Source organism: Niabella yanshanensis (assembly GCF_034424215.1).
GTDB classification, from domain to species: Bacteria; Bacteroidota; Bacteroidia; order Chitinophagales; family Chitinophagaceae; genus Niabella; species Niabella yanshanensis.
The window spans coordinates 1241462-1257039 of record NZ_CP139960.1; the positions used below are offsets into that span (position 1 = coordinate 1241462).

The 15578-nt window shown below is 42.2% G+C and carries 13 protein-coding genes; 8 read left to right on the plus strand and 5 right to left on the minus strand.

The genetic code is table 11. The annotated features are described in order from the left end of the window. Positions 1-4 precede the first annotated feature (4 nt). Complete coding sequence (locus U0035_RS04735) at positions 5-733, plus strand: LytR/AlgR family response regulator transcription factor (RefSeq protein WP_114788895.1); 729 nt, start codon at positions 5-7, stop codon at positions 731-733. 34 nt (positions 734-767) lie between these two features. Then, positions 768-2042, plus strand: coding sequence for a M20/M25/M40 family metallo-hydrolase (locus tag U0035_RS04740; protein ID WP_211316316.1), 1275 nt, complete (start codon positions 768-770; stop codon positions 2040-2042). A 142-nt stretch (positions 2043-2184) separates the two neighbouring features. Here the strand turns inward: U0035_RS04740 and U0035_RS04745 are convergent, their stop codons facing one another. Together U0035_RS04745 and U0035_RS04750 are read right to left on the minus strand one after the other, a co-directional pair. Continuing rightward, positions 2185-3216 (minus strand): LLM class flavin-dependent oxidoreductase, encoded by a 1032-nt coding sequence (locus tag U0035_RS04745; protein ID WP_114788896.1) that lies wholly within the window; start codon positions 3214-3216, stop codon positions 2185-2187. A 144-nt stretch (positions 3217-3360) separates the two neighbouring features. Beyond that, positions 3361-4122 (minus strand): phosphoglycerol geranylgeranyltransferase, encoded by a 762-nt coding sequence (locus U0035_RS04750; RefSeq protein WP_114788897.1) that lies wholly within the window; start codon positions 4120-4122, stop codon positions 3361-3363. Between the two features lie 201 nt (positions 4123-4323). On the opposite strand from U0035_RS04750, the gene ggt reads away from it, so the two are divergent. Both ggt and U0035_RS04760 read left to right on the plus strand, forming a co-directional pair. Next, entirely contained in the window at positions 4324-6018 is a 1695-nt protein-coding gene (gene ggt, locus U0035_RS04755) for a gamma-glutamyltransferase (RefSeq protein WP_114788898.1), read from the plus strand. Positions 6019-6046: 28 nt separating this feature from the next. Beyond that, positions 6047-6418 (plus strand): DMT family protein, encoded by a 372-nt coding sequence (locus tag U0035_RS04760; protein ID WP_114788899.1) that lies wholly within the window; start codon positions 6047-6049, stop codon positions 6416-6418. Here the strand turns inward: U0035_RS04760 and U0035_RS04765 are convergent. The 3 genes from U0035_RS04765 to U0035_RS04775 all read right to left on the minus strand — a co-directional run bounded on the left by U0035_RS04765 (position 6415) and on the right by U0035_RS04775 (position 11141). Beyond that, a complete protein-coding gene (locus U0035_RS04765) occupies positions 6415-9093 on the minus strand; it encodes a hypothetical protein (protein WP_114788900.1) in 2679 nt (892 codons plus the stop codon). The two genes, U0035_RS04760 and U0035_RS04765, sit on opposite strands and share 4 nt — an antisense overlap. A gap of 14 nt (positions 9094-9107) precedes the next feature. Then, positions 9108-10052, minus strand: a complete 945-nt coding sequence (locus tag U0035_RS04770; RefSeq protein WP_114788901.1) for an NAD(P)H-dependent flavin oxidoreductase — start codon at positions 10050-10052, stop codon at positions 9108-9110. A gap of 99 nt (positions 10053-10151) precedes the next feature. Continuing rightward, complete coding sequence (locus U0035_RS04775; RefSeq protein ID WP_114788902.1) at positions 10152-11141, minus strand: sugar phosphate nucleotidyltransferase; 990 nt, start codon at positions 11139-11141, stop codon at positions 10152-10154. 264 nt (positions 11142-11405) lie between these two features. Here U0035_RS04775 and glyA point away from each other — a divergent pair, with 264 nt between their 5' ends. The 4 genes from glyA to U0035_RS04795 all read left to right on the plus strand — a co-directional run bounded on the left by glyA (position 11406) and on the right by U0035_RS04795 (position 15353). Then, a complete protein-coding gene (gene glyA, locus U0035_RS04780; protein WP_114788903.1) occupies positions 11406-12686 on the plus strand; it encodes a serine hydroxymethyltransferase in 1281 nt (426 codons plus the stop codon). Between the two features lie 93 nt (positions 12687-12779). Then, the gene (locus U0035_RS04785; RefSeq protein ID WP_114788904.1) at positions 12780-13199 is read left to right on the plus strand and encodes a DUF4293 domain-containing protein; all 420 of its coding nucleotides are present in this window, start codon (positions 12780-12782) and stop codon (positions 13197-13199) included. Positions 13200-13329: 130 nt separating this feature from the next. Next, positions 13330-14205: a carbon-nitrogen hydrolase gene (locus U0035_RS04790; RefSeq protein WP_114788905.1), complete on the plus strand. Its 876-nt coding sequence runs from the start codon at positions 13330-13332 to the stop codon at positions 14203-14205. Positions 14206-14243: 38 nt separating this feature from the next. Further along, a complete protein-coding gene (locus tag U0035_RS04795; RefSeq protein ID WP_114788906.1) occupies positions 14244-15353 on the plus strand; it encodes an agmatine deiminase family protein in 1110 nt (369 codons plus the stop codon). The last annotated feature ends 225 nt before the right edge of the window (positions 15354-15578 follow it).

A 15578-nucleotide genomic window follows, 5' to 3' on the forward strand; every position in this document is an offset into this window, starting at 1 on the left:
ATAAATGAGAACAATTATTATTGATGATGAAAGGCTTGCACGATCTGAGCTCAATAAAATGTTAAGATCATTCCCTGATATCGACGTGGTAGATGAAGCTTCTAACGCAGAAGAAGCTATCGAAAAAATTGCAAGTCACCAACCTGAATTGATTTTCCTGGATATACAAATGCCTGGCAAAACAGGCTTTGAGATGCTTACAGAATTGGAATGGGTACCGAAAGTAATTTTTACAACCGCGTTTGACGAATATGCATTAAAAGCATTTGAGGTGAACGCCCTCGATTACCTGCTAAAACCCATAGACCAAAAAAGGCTGGAAGCGGCGATCAAAAAAATCACGGTGGCAGACAGCAGGGACCATAAGCAGGAAGAAAGTTACTCCAATAACGAAATGCTCACCGAAAACAGCCAGGTGTTTGTAAAAGATGGTGACCGCTGCTGGTTTATCAAATTAAATGAAGTCCGGCTTTTTGAGAGTGTGGGCAATTATGCCAAGGTCTTTTTTGGCCTGCACAAGCCTCTTATCTTAAAGTCACTAAACGCGTTGGAGGAAAGACTGGATCCCAAAACTTTTTTCAGAGCCAACCGTAAACACATCATCAACCTACAGATGGTGGAAAAAATAGAAGCCTACTTTAATAACGGACTATTAGTTGAATTACGAGGTGGTGAAAAAATTGAGATAAGCCGTCGCCAAACAGTGAAATTCAAGGAAAAGATGAGTTTTTAATAAAATTAAATTTTAGGTAAAATATTATTTAAACATGACATTTAAAATGCCGTTAACGCTCTTAACAGGGCTTGCAATAACTTCTGCAACTGCTTTTGCGCAACAGATCAAGGTTGCGGATGTAACCCAAACTATCAACGTCCTGGCTTCTGACGAAATGAAGGGACGTGCGGTATATAGTCCTGAAATAGACAAAGCAGCGGATTTTATTGCTTCTGAGTTTAAGAAAGCCGGACCTCAACCGTTGGCGGGTAACAGCTATTTGCAATCTTTCGTAATGGTAAGTGCAACTCAACAATCTATTAGTGCCAGGAGTGCGGGAAAGGAAATAGATCCCAAAAACATTGTAGTATTGACTTCCAAACCTGAGTTCAACTACTCGCCCGACGATGTACAGGTGGAAACCATTAAGGCCGGAGATAACCTGTTCTCTAAGGCATTTGAATTGGCAGGCAGTAGCAAGTCTTTATTGATCCAGGTAGACGAAAGCTTTAGTGACCGGTTTTCAAGATTGGTATTCTTAAAAAGAAATTTCTTTAAGACTGATGCAGATATTGTCTTTGTCCTGGGAAATACAGATCCCCAAAAATTAACGATCAAAGCAACACATTCGATAAAAGAAAATAAACTGGCGAACGTGGTGGGCATCCTGCCCGGTAAAAAATTAAAGGGCGAATATGTAATTTTCTCCGGTCATTATGATCATATCGGTATTGGCAAACCTGAAAATGGCGACAGTATTTACAATGGAGCCAACGATGATGCGTCTGGGATTACTGCCATAATCGAATTAGCCAGGCACTACAAAGCGCAGAACAATAACGAAAGATCATTGATTTTCGCGGCATTTACTGCTGAGGAAGTGGGAGGATTCGGATCACAATATTTCAGCAAACAAATGTCCCCCGAAAAAGTAATTGCCATGTTTAACATCGAAATGATTGGCACGGACAGTAAATGGGGGAAAAACTCCGCCTATATTACGGGTTACGAAAAAACTGATATGGGGGATATTCTCCAGAAAAACCTAGAAGGCAGCGCCTTTACTTTTCATCCGGACCCCTATCCTGACCAGCAGTTATTTTACCGGTCAGATAATGCTACCCTGGCAAGACTAGGAGTTCCGGCACATACCATATCCACTTCGAAAATGGATAGCGAACCCAACTATCACAAAGCCAGTGATGAGGTAAAAACGCTTGATTTAGTAAATATGACAGAAATTATTAAGTCCATAGCCATTAGTGCGCAGACTATTGTTTCAGGAAAGGATACACCAACAAGAGTGGATACCAGAGATTTGAAGTAAGAATATCAATAAGCAATGGCGGGAGTAGCTAGCAAAGGTAAACGTTACTGGCTTTTTTTTATCAACCTGGTAGTCGTACCTGGCCACCAGTATAATTTTCGGAAATAACGTATCCTATTCGTCACCAGCAATGCCCCATTCCTTATTTCTTCAGCGCCGCTCGTACTTTAGGTGCAATTTGAGTTCCAAATACTTCAATAGACTTCATCATACGCTCGTGCGAAGGAGCCCCCACGTCCATATGTGCCGAAAAACGGGTTAATCCGAACAAATCATGCAGCTCCAGTATCTTATCTACCGATTCATTTATATCACCAATAATCAAATGCCCGCCTTTAGCACGGCCTCGATCAAATTGAGCACGCTGGTATGCAGGCCAGCCACGCGAGCTGCCTATCCGGTTCATTTGAGCGGCATAGATCGGGTAATAATATTCTCCTATCTCCTTGCTATCGGCCCCAAAAAATGCGTGAACATGCACTCCCACTTCAAATTGGTCCATGTTATGACCCGATTGCTGGTAAATATTTTTATTGTACTCGAATAAGGGTTTAAACTGTACCGGGTTTCCTCCAATAATAGCAAACGTTACGGGTAAACCCAGGGTAGCAGCGCGCACCACTGATTCGGGTGTGCCGCCAACCGCAACCCATATCTTTAGCCGATCGTTTACGGCACGTGGCAATATGATTTGTTCTTTTAACTCAGGACGGAATTTTCCTTTCCATGAAATAGGACTCTGCTGATTGATCTGCAATAACAATCTTAACTTCTCGTCAAATAAAGCATCATAATCTTCCAGATCCTGTCCATAAAGCGGGAATGATTCAATAAAGCTGCCACGACCGGCCATTAACTCGGCACGGCCATTGGATAAAAGATCAACAGTGGCGAAGCTTTGGTATAATTTTACCGGATCTGAGGAACTTAAAACTGACACGGCGCTACCCAGTTTAATATTCCTGGTAACCGTAGAAGCAGCGGCTAATATTATCTCAGGCGCAGAAACGGCATAATCCGGGCGATGGTGCTCACCGATCCCGTAAAAGTCCAGCCCTACCTGGTCCATTAGCTTTACTTCCTCTATAATTTCCTGTAAACGCTGCTGTGCGGACTGCGGCTTTCCGTTGGCATCTATATGCAGGTCACCAAACATTCCTATTCCCAATTCCATAATGATGATTCTCCTTTATTTATAGCTGACTAACAGGTAAACAAAAGAATTGTTCTACCCCGCTGTCTTATATCCTTCCGGGTACAGATCCGGGGTCCGGTTTCAGATAAAATATAAACCGAACCTGCAATAAAAATCAGATCATTACAGGTTAACTTTGATGGAAGAGCCGTGTATCGCCTGGCTCATTTCAGCAATCAGTGTAGGATCTTTCTCGATCGCATTACCTATAACCACTACATCAGCGCCAGCTCTGCAATTCAGGTATGCCTTTTCAGGGTCGGTTATGCCTCCTCCGATAATAAGCGGTGCTTCCACATTTTGGGCTACCGACTGTATCATGCTTTCACTGATGGGTATTTTTGCACCACTACCTGCATCCATGTAAATCAGCTTCATACCCAGCATCTCGCCTGCCAGCGCCGTACACATAGCTATTTCGTTTTTATCAGATGGTATAGGCGCTGCATTACTGATATAAGAAACTGTGGTGGGTGCGCCGCCATCTACTACAATATACCCCGTAGGTATTATTTCCAGTCCGCTCTTTTTTACAAATGGAGCTGACACTACATGTTGACCAATAAGTAATTCGGGGTTTCTTCCCGAAATAAGAGAGAGGTATAAAAGTGCATCGGCATACTTACTCACCTGCGAAGGACTGCCGGGAAATAAAATAACCGGGATATCGCAACTCGCTTTTATTTGCTGAATAACTTCGTCTAAGTGATTGGAAATAACCAAACTACCGCCAACAAAAAAGTAATCTACCCTTGTTTTGAGTGATAATTGTATGAGTTTTTCGAGGGAAGATGCTGTTACCCCGTCCGGATCTATGAGCACAACGAAAGACTTCTGCGCGTTCTTCTTCTTTTCCAACAGGGAGTTATAAATGTTCATCTTCATTAGATCAAGGCAGGTTTATGCAAAAATGCAAAAACTTTTTTAAAAAACCGTATTTATTGGTAAATGATACGTATCGCCGCCACCTGTTAAAACTAACTAATGATAGCGGGATAATTATTGAAGCATATATAATTGAGCGTTAATTTACATGAACTATGGAAAGATTTTATGCGTGATTCTTACTATCTTTCTTAAAAAAATATGATGCGTGCCCATCTGCTTTTATTGTTGCTAGCCGCCGGTTTTTCCATTCAGGCACAGATCACTGCATTCCAATATTCAAGCGTCAAGAAAAGTACGGGTAAAAACGGGGCTGTAGTTTCGGCGCACCCGCTGGCCAGCCAGGCAGGTTTATTAATGCTGAAAAAAGGCGGCAATGCTGTTGATGCTGCTATCGCTGCCCAATGGGCATTGGCTGTCGTATATCCCGGAGCCGGCAATATCGGGGGCGGCGGTTTTATGGTAGCATCTTTAAAAAACAAGAAGCCTGTTGCACTGGATTATCGCGAAACGGCTCCTGCAGGAGCGTCGAGAGACATGTATTTAGATGCGGACGGAAACCCTGTTAGTGAAAAAAGCCTTTACGGGCATTTATCGGCCGGCGTGCCAGGCACGGTGGCAGGACTTTTTGCGTCGCACCGGTTTGCCAAACTGCCTATGCAGGTATTAATACAACCAGCGATTGACCTTGCTGAAAAAGGTTTTCTTATTACTGAAGCCGAGGCCAGGGCGCTGAATCATTCCAGAGAGGCTTTTGAAAAATATAATACTCAAATACCTGTTTTGGTTAAGCCAGCCGGCTGGAAAAAAGGAGATACTTTGGTACAAAAAGACCTGGCTAAAACTTTGAAACGTATAAAGAGTAACGGTGTAAAAGGTTTCTATGAAGGAACAACAGCGCAATTAATAGTGGAAGAAATGAAACGAGGCAATGGATTGATTAGCCTGGAAGATCTGAAAAATTACAAAGCTAAGTTTAGAGAGGCAAAACATTTTAATTACAGGGGTTACCATATTATCGGGATGCCCATGCCCAGTAGCGGCGGGTTATTACTTACCCAGATGTTGAAAATGATAGAACCCTATCCTATCGGGAAAATGGGTTTTCAAACCGGCGCTTCGGTTCAGTTGATGATAGAAGCAGAGCGCAGGGCATATGCGGACAGGGCAAAATACATGGGCGATGCTGACTTTTACAAGGTACCGGTAGCCGAATTATCCGATAATACCTACCTCAGGAACAGGATGAAGGATTATCAACCGGGAAAAGCGGGGAATAGTACAACAACGGTGGAAGGTTTTGTTCCAGGTTACGAAAGTGAAGAAACCACTCATTTAAGTGTAACAGACAATCAAGGTAACGCGGTATCGGTAACCACTACATTAAATAATAATTACGGCAGTAAAACAGTGGTAGCCGGCGCAGGTTTTTTGTTAAACGATGAAATGGATGACTTTAGCGCAAAACCGGGATCGCCCAATCTTTTTGGAGCTGTGGGAGGTAAAGCTAATGCGATTGAGCCAGGCAAACGAATGTTAAGTTCTATGGCGCCCACCATTGTACTTAAGAATAATAAACCTTTCCTGGTAATTGGTACACCAGGTGGAACCACCATTCCTACATCCGTTTTTCAAACCATCGTAAACATTATCGATTTCAAAATGACAACCGATGATGCAGTTAATCAACCTAAATTTCATCATCAATGGCTGCCGGATGAAGTTTTTGTTGAAAGTAAGTTCTCGCCTCAAACCAGGCAGCAACTTCATAAAATGGGCTATACTATAAAAGAAAGAGGACAGATTGGCCGTACTGAAGTCATAAAGGTGTTGGCTAACGGACGGTTTGAAGCGGTTGCCGACCACAGGGGTGACGACAGCGCTTCAACCTGGTAAATTCTATTATTCCCTTAAGGTTTAAAACATGAAAGCATTAAGTTCTGTCGGCCTGCTGTTTCTGTCAAATGTATTTATGACGTTTGCGTGGTATGGGCATCTTAAATTCTTTGGAAAATCGGGCAATCATACCAATACCTCCTTATGGATTATTATACTTATAAGCTGGGGTATTGCTTTTTTTGAATATTGCCTGCAAGTGCCGGCCAACCGGCTGGGCTCATCCGAGACCGGCGGTCCTTTTTCATTGGTTCAATTAAAGGTTTTACAGGAAGTAATCACACTGGTGGTATTTGTTATTTTCTCCAGACTCATGTTTGATAATTTTCAACTTTCCAGCAATCATTTAATAGGCTTTATTCTGTTAATTGCAGCCGTGTATTTTATTTTCAAAGGCTAATTTGCTTTTTTGCCATCGGCCTCTATTTTTAATGGGGCGATCAGAGTGCCAAAACTTCCTTTTAAATCAGTTCCCTGAACAATGATCAGGTAACTTCCTTTACTCTCTGAGGTATAAAAAGACATTTTTGCTTCTCCATTCTTATTGGTAATAATATCTGAATTCCAGTAGATGGTTTGCCTGAGATCAGGGAATATGGTTTCCTGATCGGGCGACGTGTATTTTGGAGTGTAAAATTGTCGTCCTACAAAGGGTGCGTTAGGCTTTAACAAATACATACCAGCCTTTTTTTTCAGGAAAGGTCCTACTCCGCTATGAGTCGTAATTTCTATATAAGTGGGCGGGTTTATAATATCTATTTTCCCTTCATTAAACCGCACCTGGTAGGGTGTTGAATACCTTGCACTTCTCATTATTTCAATTCCTTTTACATCTTCTGCTGAATAATACTGTAAAACGTCAATAGGATCCATTTCGAAGAATTTCAGATCCATTCCATCTATTACAATTTCAATTTTGCTTCTTCCAATAGCAAACGGCGTTCCACGCATGGGCGGAAAACCCGGTATTTGTTTAACTAATACAGTAAGCAGATCATCCTTAGGGGTTTGCTCTAATACCGACTGTGTTATTGTTTGATCTGAGCCGCCGTCTTCATTGAGATTTTTTGAACCAGATATACGTGCCTTAGCGGTAACGATCACTTCTTCCAGGTAACGCCCGTCTCTTCTTAATTGCTCCATTACAGCGGATCGCCTGTCTATCGCCTTCCTGGCTGCTGTATCAAACAATATGCTTCCCTCATCAAATGTAGATTCGGGTTCAGGTATAGCCGGATACTCCTTATAAAATACTTCTACCCCTATTCCAAAAGATTTATCCCTTTTATTCACTGCTTTAATTAACGTGCTCACGCTGTCTGTATGAAATAAAGGAAAATCCCTCAGGCAAAATTCTCCTGTGCTGTTGGTGAGTGTATCTTTAAAAAAAACGCCGTTACGGCCATCTCGCCCGAACAACGTAACATTGGTGTTGGCAAAGGGTTTATTTAAAATATTAGTAACCTTACCTCTTATTGCAAACTCTTTTTCATAACCATATTTCCCCTCAGTGTTGCCAAAATCATATTTCACCCAGCCCTGTGTAAGCATTAGCGCGTCGGTCGCTTTGCTCCGCGGATTCTTTATAAAATAATAAGGGGTTTCAACTGATCCTTTCAAATCGGCGCTTAAAGTCATATAGCTTACAATATTGTCAGCGTCTGTATTAAACGACACCTGGCTGGTATCCAATACCGCCAAAGAAAAGCTTCCTAATACTGGTTGACCTGCATCATTCTTTACAGCCAGGCTCAGTGCAACACTGTCCTTATTTATGTAAATTTCCTTTGCCGTAGTTAACTGCAATTTTAAATCATCTTCATGCCACACTAAAAATGCCCTTTCATTAACCGGTACTCCATTGGCATTATATAATGTCACCCTGGCAACGCCGCTGGGGAAAGTTGATGCGGGTATTCTTAATTCATGATGCTGTTTATTTCTTAAACGCCCCTTTAAAAAATTATACCCTCTTGTTTCTCCACTAATAAAACAGCCGATTGTGTCCCCGGAAGCATTGGTATCAACTTTAATAACAATACTATCTCCCTGTTCGGTATATCCCACCTGCAGGACCCACCCCGCAGCATCTGCAGACGGAAGTTTATAAGCTGAACCGTCCTCCAGCCAGGCAGTGTATATCTCACCCTGCAGCGGTGTCAGCTCTGCTATGCCCATCCCCTTGTATTCAGATTCAAAAGAGGTCAAAATATTACCCTTGCTATCTTTAATAACACCTTTCACATCCACTCCCTTACCATAAACATTAAGTGCCTTAAAACCCAGCCTTTGTTTGTACTCCGCAATAAAACGTCCTCCTTCCGGTAAAAACTGCAAATCAATACGCTGGTTATTGCCGGGTAACGGAATTTTAAGGTCCAGGTCTTTGTTTGATATTTCGAGGTAACAATTTTTATTGGCCTGATCCTTTAAAAGTGTGTCGATGTAAATATTACCATTTCCATCTGTGACCATTCGCTTACGGAATAGTGTTTTGTTTTTTGATTTCATCGCTACAGTCACCCTGCTGTTCGATAATGGTGCTTGCGCCTCTGCACGCAGGCCTGCGGCAATAAAAAGCCTATTATCAGCAAAACTCATTTCATTCAATGTCACTTTCCACATTTCAGCCTTCGGATTAATAATTTTAAACGAGGTTTGAAAAAACAGTGAATCACCAAAACTCCGCATACGTTCGGTGTAGGCCCGCAACCTGTAATCGCCCTGGGGGAATAGCTGATCACCTAAAGTAATGTTACTGTAAAAAAGCCCCAAATCACATATAGCGCTGATGCGTTTTACGAGTTGCCCGTTAGCATCAATAAATTCCATATAGGCAATGCGGCTACTATCGTTTACCATATTCATCATCCCCGATACGATATATCCCTTTAACCACATCGTGTCATTTATTTGATATTGGGGCTTATCAAAATGGATAAAGACCTTTTCCCTTCCATAAAAAGCAGCCATGCTGTCCCGGCTTTCCATGGCATGCTGAAACTGGTCGAATTGTGCATATACTTTACCCAAAATGAGAAAAAATAAGTAGTTTAGGAGGAGGACTTTTTTCATAAGGCGTAGAGAGATTAAAGGGCAGCAATTCTGCTTTTTTCAATTATAAATTCGTTCCAGACGGTTGAAATAATTGTTGCCGCTGATGGCATGTCGTTAAGCAAGGCGCTTACCTGGCCTATTTCGAGTTCCCCCTCATCAAGATCTCCTTCAAACATACCCAGCCTGGCGCGTCCCTTTCCCAGTAAAGCTGCCAGGTCCTCCCGTGATACGCAACAATTTTCGGCAGCCTCTATTTTATCAGAAAAAGCATTTTTAAGTAATCGCACCGGCGTGAGTTTTTTCATAGAAACCAACGTATCGCCTTCTCCTGCATTGATTACTTTGTTTTTAAAGTTGAGATGCGATGATGCTTCGATGCAGGCCACAAAACGGCTTCCCATCTGCACTGCATCGGCACCCAGTGCAAAAGCGGCCAGCATCTGCCTGCCGGTAGCAATACCCCCGGCAGCAATTACCGGTATACCAACAGCTGCAGCTACCAGGGGTACCAATACCATGGTAGTTGTTTCTTCCCTTCCGTTATGACCACCTGCTTCAAAGCCTTCGGCCACCACAGCGTCACAGCCAGCCTGCTGTGCTTTTAAAGCAAATTGACTGCTACTCACCACATGCACTACGGTAATACCGGCCTGCTTGAAAACAGGCGTCCAGGTTTTAGGATTACCGGCGCTTGTAAAAACAACAGGAACTTTTCCATCTATAATTGTTTGGACCTGCTGATCAATATCACGATACAATAGGGGTAAATTCACTGCGAAGGGAAGATGAGTAGCTGCCTTACATTTTTGTATATGTTCTTTCAATAAAGCAGGATTCATGGAACCAGCCCCTATTATTCCCAGCCCGCCAGCATTGCTTACAGCACTTGCAAGCTTCCATCCGCTGGCCCACACCATTCCGGCCTGGATGATGGGATACTGAATATTGAAAAGTCGTGTAATTTTAGTTCCAAACATAATCTACCGGGTTCAGGCAATTTACCGGAAGATACTATGTTTATCCCATAGTTGATACGGTGGTAATCCGCTACGATCGCCTGTCCCTTTTCAGATTTGTTATCCGAGGTCAATACTGGTATTATCACCAATATTTAAACTCCTTGATTCTCCTTTCAGGCTGGTATCGCTACCAATAAGAGAATCTTCCAAAACAATATCGTATAAGTTGGAATAGGCACCAACAATAGAGTTCTTAACAATGGATTGAGCCATATTGGTGTATTCGCCCAGGGTAACATTGGGGCCAATAATGCAGTTTTCTATAGAACAGCCAACACCGATACTTACCGGTGGAATCAGCACCGTATTCGGGTATTTTGAGGGATCAGCTTCAACGCCAAACTTCTTTAACAAGGTAGCATTCGATTTTAACAATGTCTCCTTATTTCCCGCATCAAACCAGTTGTCGACTTTGAATGATCTGAAAGTAACACCTTTTTCGATCATGCAATGAATGGCATCTGTAATGCTGAATTCACCATGGGTTAATAAACCCGCTGTTATATTTTTTTCAAGGCAGGAAAAGAGAATATCCGTTTCCACAATTTTATATACCCCCACCATGGCCATATTAGACTTGGGAATATGCGGTTTCTCAATTACCGATTCGATAATACCATTATTGTCGATTTCCGCTACACCAAAGTCCCGTGGGTTGTCTACTTTACGAACACCAATATAAGAGCCTTCGGTTCTTAAAACCTCGTTCACATCATACTCACAGATGGTGTCACCAAGCGTGATCAGTATTTCATCACCTTTAACCAGGTCTTTCGCCAGGCTGATGGCATGTCCGACACCTCTCCTATCTTCCTGTCCAACAAAATGTGCAATAATATCGCTATGCTTGTCTTTTATATAATGATAAATCTTATCGCCCAGGTAACCAATAATGAAAATAAATTCGTCAACGCCGGCATCTTTGAGCTGATCAATGATAATACTCAAAACGGTTTTATCCGCTAACGGTATCAACGCTTTGGGTTGCGTATAGCTATGGGGTCTCAATTTAGTTCCGGTACCTGCAACAGGGATGATTGCCTTCATATATAACAAACCCCGGGATGGGGAAAATAGTTTACTCTATGTTATAAAAAAGTGAAGGTAAGTAAAAAAAGAAAAATCAGCCGCCGTATTCATGTTTCAACTTCTTTTTCTTGATCGCAGCTAAACAAGCCGGTAATTATCGTACGTATGGATTTCACATAAAATACATCACTCTGAAGGCTAATTTTATCATTTACACATAAAAACAAGGTTCTTGTGGGTAAAATATGCCAATAAAAATTTGTATAACCTTAATTTTGCGCCATGCAAAATGATACTATCCTCTTTGAACTGCTCAATAAAGAATTAGAGCGCCAGCGCAACGACATTGAGTTGATTGCCTCAGAAAACTTTGTTTCTTATCAGGTATTACAGGCAATGGGTAGCGTACCCGCCAATAAATATGCCGAGGGTTATCCGGGGCGCAGGTATTATGGTGGTTGTGAAGTGGTGGATGAAATTGAGAACCTGGCTATCGACAGGTTGAAGCAAATATTTAATTTAAGCTGGGCCAATGTGCAGCCACACAGTGGTGCGCAAGCCAATGCAGCAATATTCCAGGCGGTTTTAAAACCGGGTGATACCATTATGGGATTGGACCTGAGCATGGGTGGTCACCTTACCCATGGTAGCCCTGCTAATTTCAGCGGCAAGCATTATAAAGTAATTTCTTACGGCGTAAATAAGGAAACAGGATTAGTTGAATACGAAGACCTGGAACAAAAAGCATTGGCAGAAAAGCCTAAAATGATCATTTGTGGCGCTTCTGCCTACAGCCGCGACTGGGATTATGCACGCATTCGTGCAGTTGCTGATAAAATTGGCGCCATTGTTTTAGCCGATATTGCCCACCCTGCCGGTTTAATTGCGAAAGGTTTATTAAACGATCCTTTTGATCATTGCCATATTGTAACCAGTACCACGCACAAAACATTACGCGGTCCACGCGGAGGTGTTATTATGGTACGCCACGACTTTGAAAATCCATGGGGTATTAAAGATCCTAAAGGAAACACACGTACGATCACTCAATTATTAGACCTGGCAGTATTCCCTGGTATACAGGGAGGTCCACTGGAGCATATCATTGCAGCTAAAGCAGTTGCTTTTGGCGAAATCCTTGATGAGAGCTTTACTGACTACGCTAAACAAATAGTAGCCAATGCCCAGGCAATGGCGAAAGCTTTTGTGGCTAAAGACTATAACCTCATCAGCGGCGGTACCGATAACCACCTGATGTTGATTGACCTTCGCAATAAAAATATTACGGGTAAAAAGGCGCAGGAAACTTTAGACAAAGCCTTTATCACCCTGAACAAAAACGCTGTACCATTCGACGATAAATCTCCTTTTGTTACATCGGGTATTAGAATCGGCGTTCCGGCTGTAACTACACGCGGTTTGAAAGAAGATCACGTAATACAGGTAGTAGACCTGATAGACAGGGTGCTCACTAATGCGGACGACGAAAAAATGATCGGCGATGTGAGAGAGGAAGTGAAAGCATTCATGAAGCAGTTTCCGCTGTACCCGGAGTTGGGATAGTAACAGAAAAGGGTTTATAGTTCATGGCTAATAGATCATAGTTTGCAGATCGATCGGCCATGAACTACCAACTTTAACTATGAACTTTAGCACATGATTCAAAGAAAACAAACACTATGGTTATTGCTTTCTGCTATCAGTAGCGGATTGACCTTTAAATTTCCATTTTATAGTGGTATCGTAGCACCCGGAACTACCGGTGTAGAAGGTCCAGAGCTTACTGCTACCGACAATATATATCTGATATTATTGACGGTTTTAGTATTGGGCTTATCTGCCATAACCATTTTCCTGTTTAAAGACCGCAGAAAGCAAATCCAGTTGAGTCTTTTCGGTTTGGTAGCGTCTTTAGGACTAATCGCTGTATATTGGATTTATAGCCAGAATTTTTCTGCCGGTAATATAGCCATTACAGCGTTACTTACCTTGTTGATAGTTTTAGGTTTTTTCTTTGCTATACAGGGCATTAGAAAAGATCAGAAGCTAATCAAAGACCTGGACCGGCTCAGATAAAGACTATCAGATTATCAAAGAATGCGGAGCCGGGATGTTCCGCATTTTTTATGATTATAAGAACGATCCCTCAAGCATTTTGAAGTAACTTTGCAACTTCTTAAGCGGTGCTTGAGACAAAAATTCATTTATGGCAAAAGTAAAAATAGGCATGGTTCAGATGAGCTGTACTGCTGACAAGCAGGAAAACCTGAACAAAGCCATTGAAAAAACAAGGGAAGCGGCTGCTAAAGGTGCACAAATCGTATGTCTCCAGGAGCTGTTTACTTCATTATATTTCTGTGATGTAGAAAATTATAATAATTTTTCCCTGGCTGAATCGATCCCCGGGCCCTCTACCGAAGTACTGGGTGCTTTAGCCAAAGAACTGGGTGTGGTGATCATTGCCTCACTTTTTGAAAAAAGAGCGGAAGGCCTGTATCACAACACTACTGCCGTATTAGATGCGGATGGCAGTTATCTGGGTAAGTATCGTAAAATGCATATCCCGGACGATCCGGCTTATTATGAAAAATTCTACTTTACACCAGGCGACCTGGGCTATAAAGTATTTAAAACCAAATTTGCAACTATTGGTATATTGATCTGCTGGGACCAGTGGTACCCCGAAGCTGCACGCATTACGGCGCTGATGGGTGCTGAAGTGTTGTTTTACCCGACGGCCATCGGATGGTCAACAGAGCAAGACGAAGAAACTAATAAAGACCAATATAATGCCTGGCAAACCATACAGCGCAGCCATGCGGTTGCCAATGGAATTCCCGTGGTAAGTGTGAACCGGGTTGGATTTGAACAAAACGGGGCCATGAAATTCTGGGGTGGCAGCTTTGCCACCAACGGACAGGGCAAACTGATTTACCTCGCATCTCATGATAACGAAGAAACTGAAGTGGTTGAATTAGACCTGAAGGAAGCTGATAATTTCCGGATGCACTGGCCGTTCCTTAGAGACAGGCGAATCGACAGTTACCAACCCATTACAAAGCGTTACATCGACGAAGATTAAACGAGGTAAAATAAGCGCTTAAAAAATCATTAAAATAAATGACATCTAATATTTCCGGGTTGCCGGACTCTCTGATATCCGGACTTACCGGCTCTCCGGCTCCCGGACTTACACCTAAACAACTAGGCTATTTTTTTCCGGCCGAATGGTACCCCCATAAGGCGACCTGGTTAAGCTGGCCGCATAAAGAAGCTTCCTGGCCAGGCAAGCTCAACACCATCTACCCTTACTATGCTCATTTTATCAAGGAGTTGGCAAAGAACGAACTGGTGCGTATTAATGTGGCGGATGAAAAAATGAAATCTTTTGCTTTAAAGCATTTGCAAAAACAGGGTGTCGATCTTACCAAAGTGGAATTCTATTTTAATGAAACCAACGATGCCTGGTGCCGTGATCATGGACCAGCATTCCTGATCAATTCTAATGCAAAAGAGCATAAAAAAGTAGTGGTGGATTGGGGATATAATGCCTGGGGAGATAAATATCCTCCCTACGACCTGGATGATGTGGTACCTACCAGAATCGCCCAACAATTCGGGTTGCCGGTCTTCAACCCGGGAATTGTTATGGAAGGCGGTTCTGTTGAATTTAATGGTAATGGCACTATACTAACATCTACAGCTTGTTTGTTAAACAAAAACAGGAACCCACACCTGAATCAACAGCAAATAGAAGAATATTTATACAATTACTATGGCGCAGAGCAGGTACTTTGGGTAGAAGACGGTATTGTGGGCGATGACACCGACGGACATATTGATGACACCGTTCGTTTTGTAAACGAGGACACAGTACTAACTGTGATCGAAGAAAATAAAAACGATGAGAATTACGGATTGCTTCAAAACAACCTGAAGCAATTACAACAAATGCGTTTGTTGAACGGCAAACAGCTCAACATTATTGAATTGCCTATGCCCGACGCGGTAATTTACGAAGACCAAAGACTGCCGGCTTCTTATGCCAATTTTTACATTGCTAATAAGTCTGTAATAGTGCCTACTTATCGTTGCAGTAAAGATGATGCAGCGTTAAAAATTATACAGGAGCATTTTAAAGACAGGACGGTTATTGGTATTGACTCGACTGAGATCATCTGGGGGCTGGGAAGCTTTCATTGCCTAAGCCAGCAGGAACCGGCTATTTAACCTCATTTATATTATTAATTTAAAAGGTTGATCTGTCCGGATCAACCTTTTTTATATGATTTATATTCTTATTATTTTAACCCTGAAGGTACTAAGAACGTTAAGAGATAGTATCTGTCACAGTATTCCCACCTTAATTATCCTCAACTCCTAAATGGTTTGAAACAAGTGTCTATAGAAAGCTTAGCTTCAGATATTCATAATTTGTTCCTTGAAGGTTCTGTT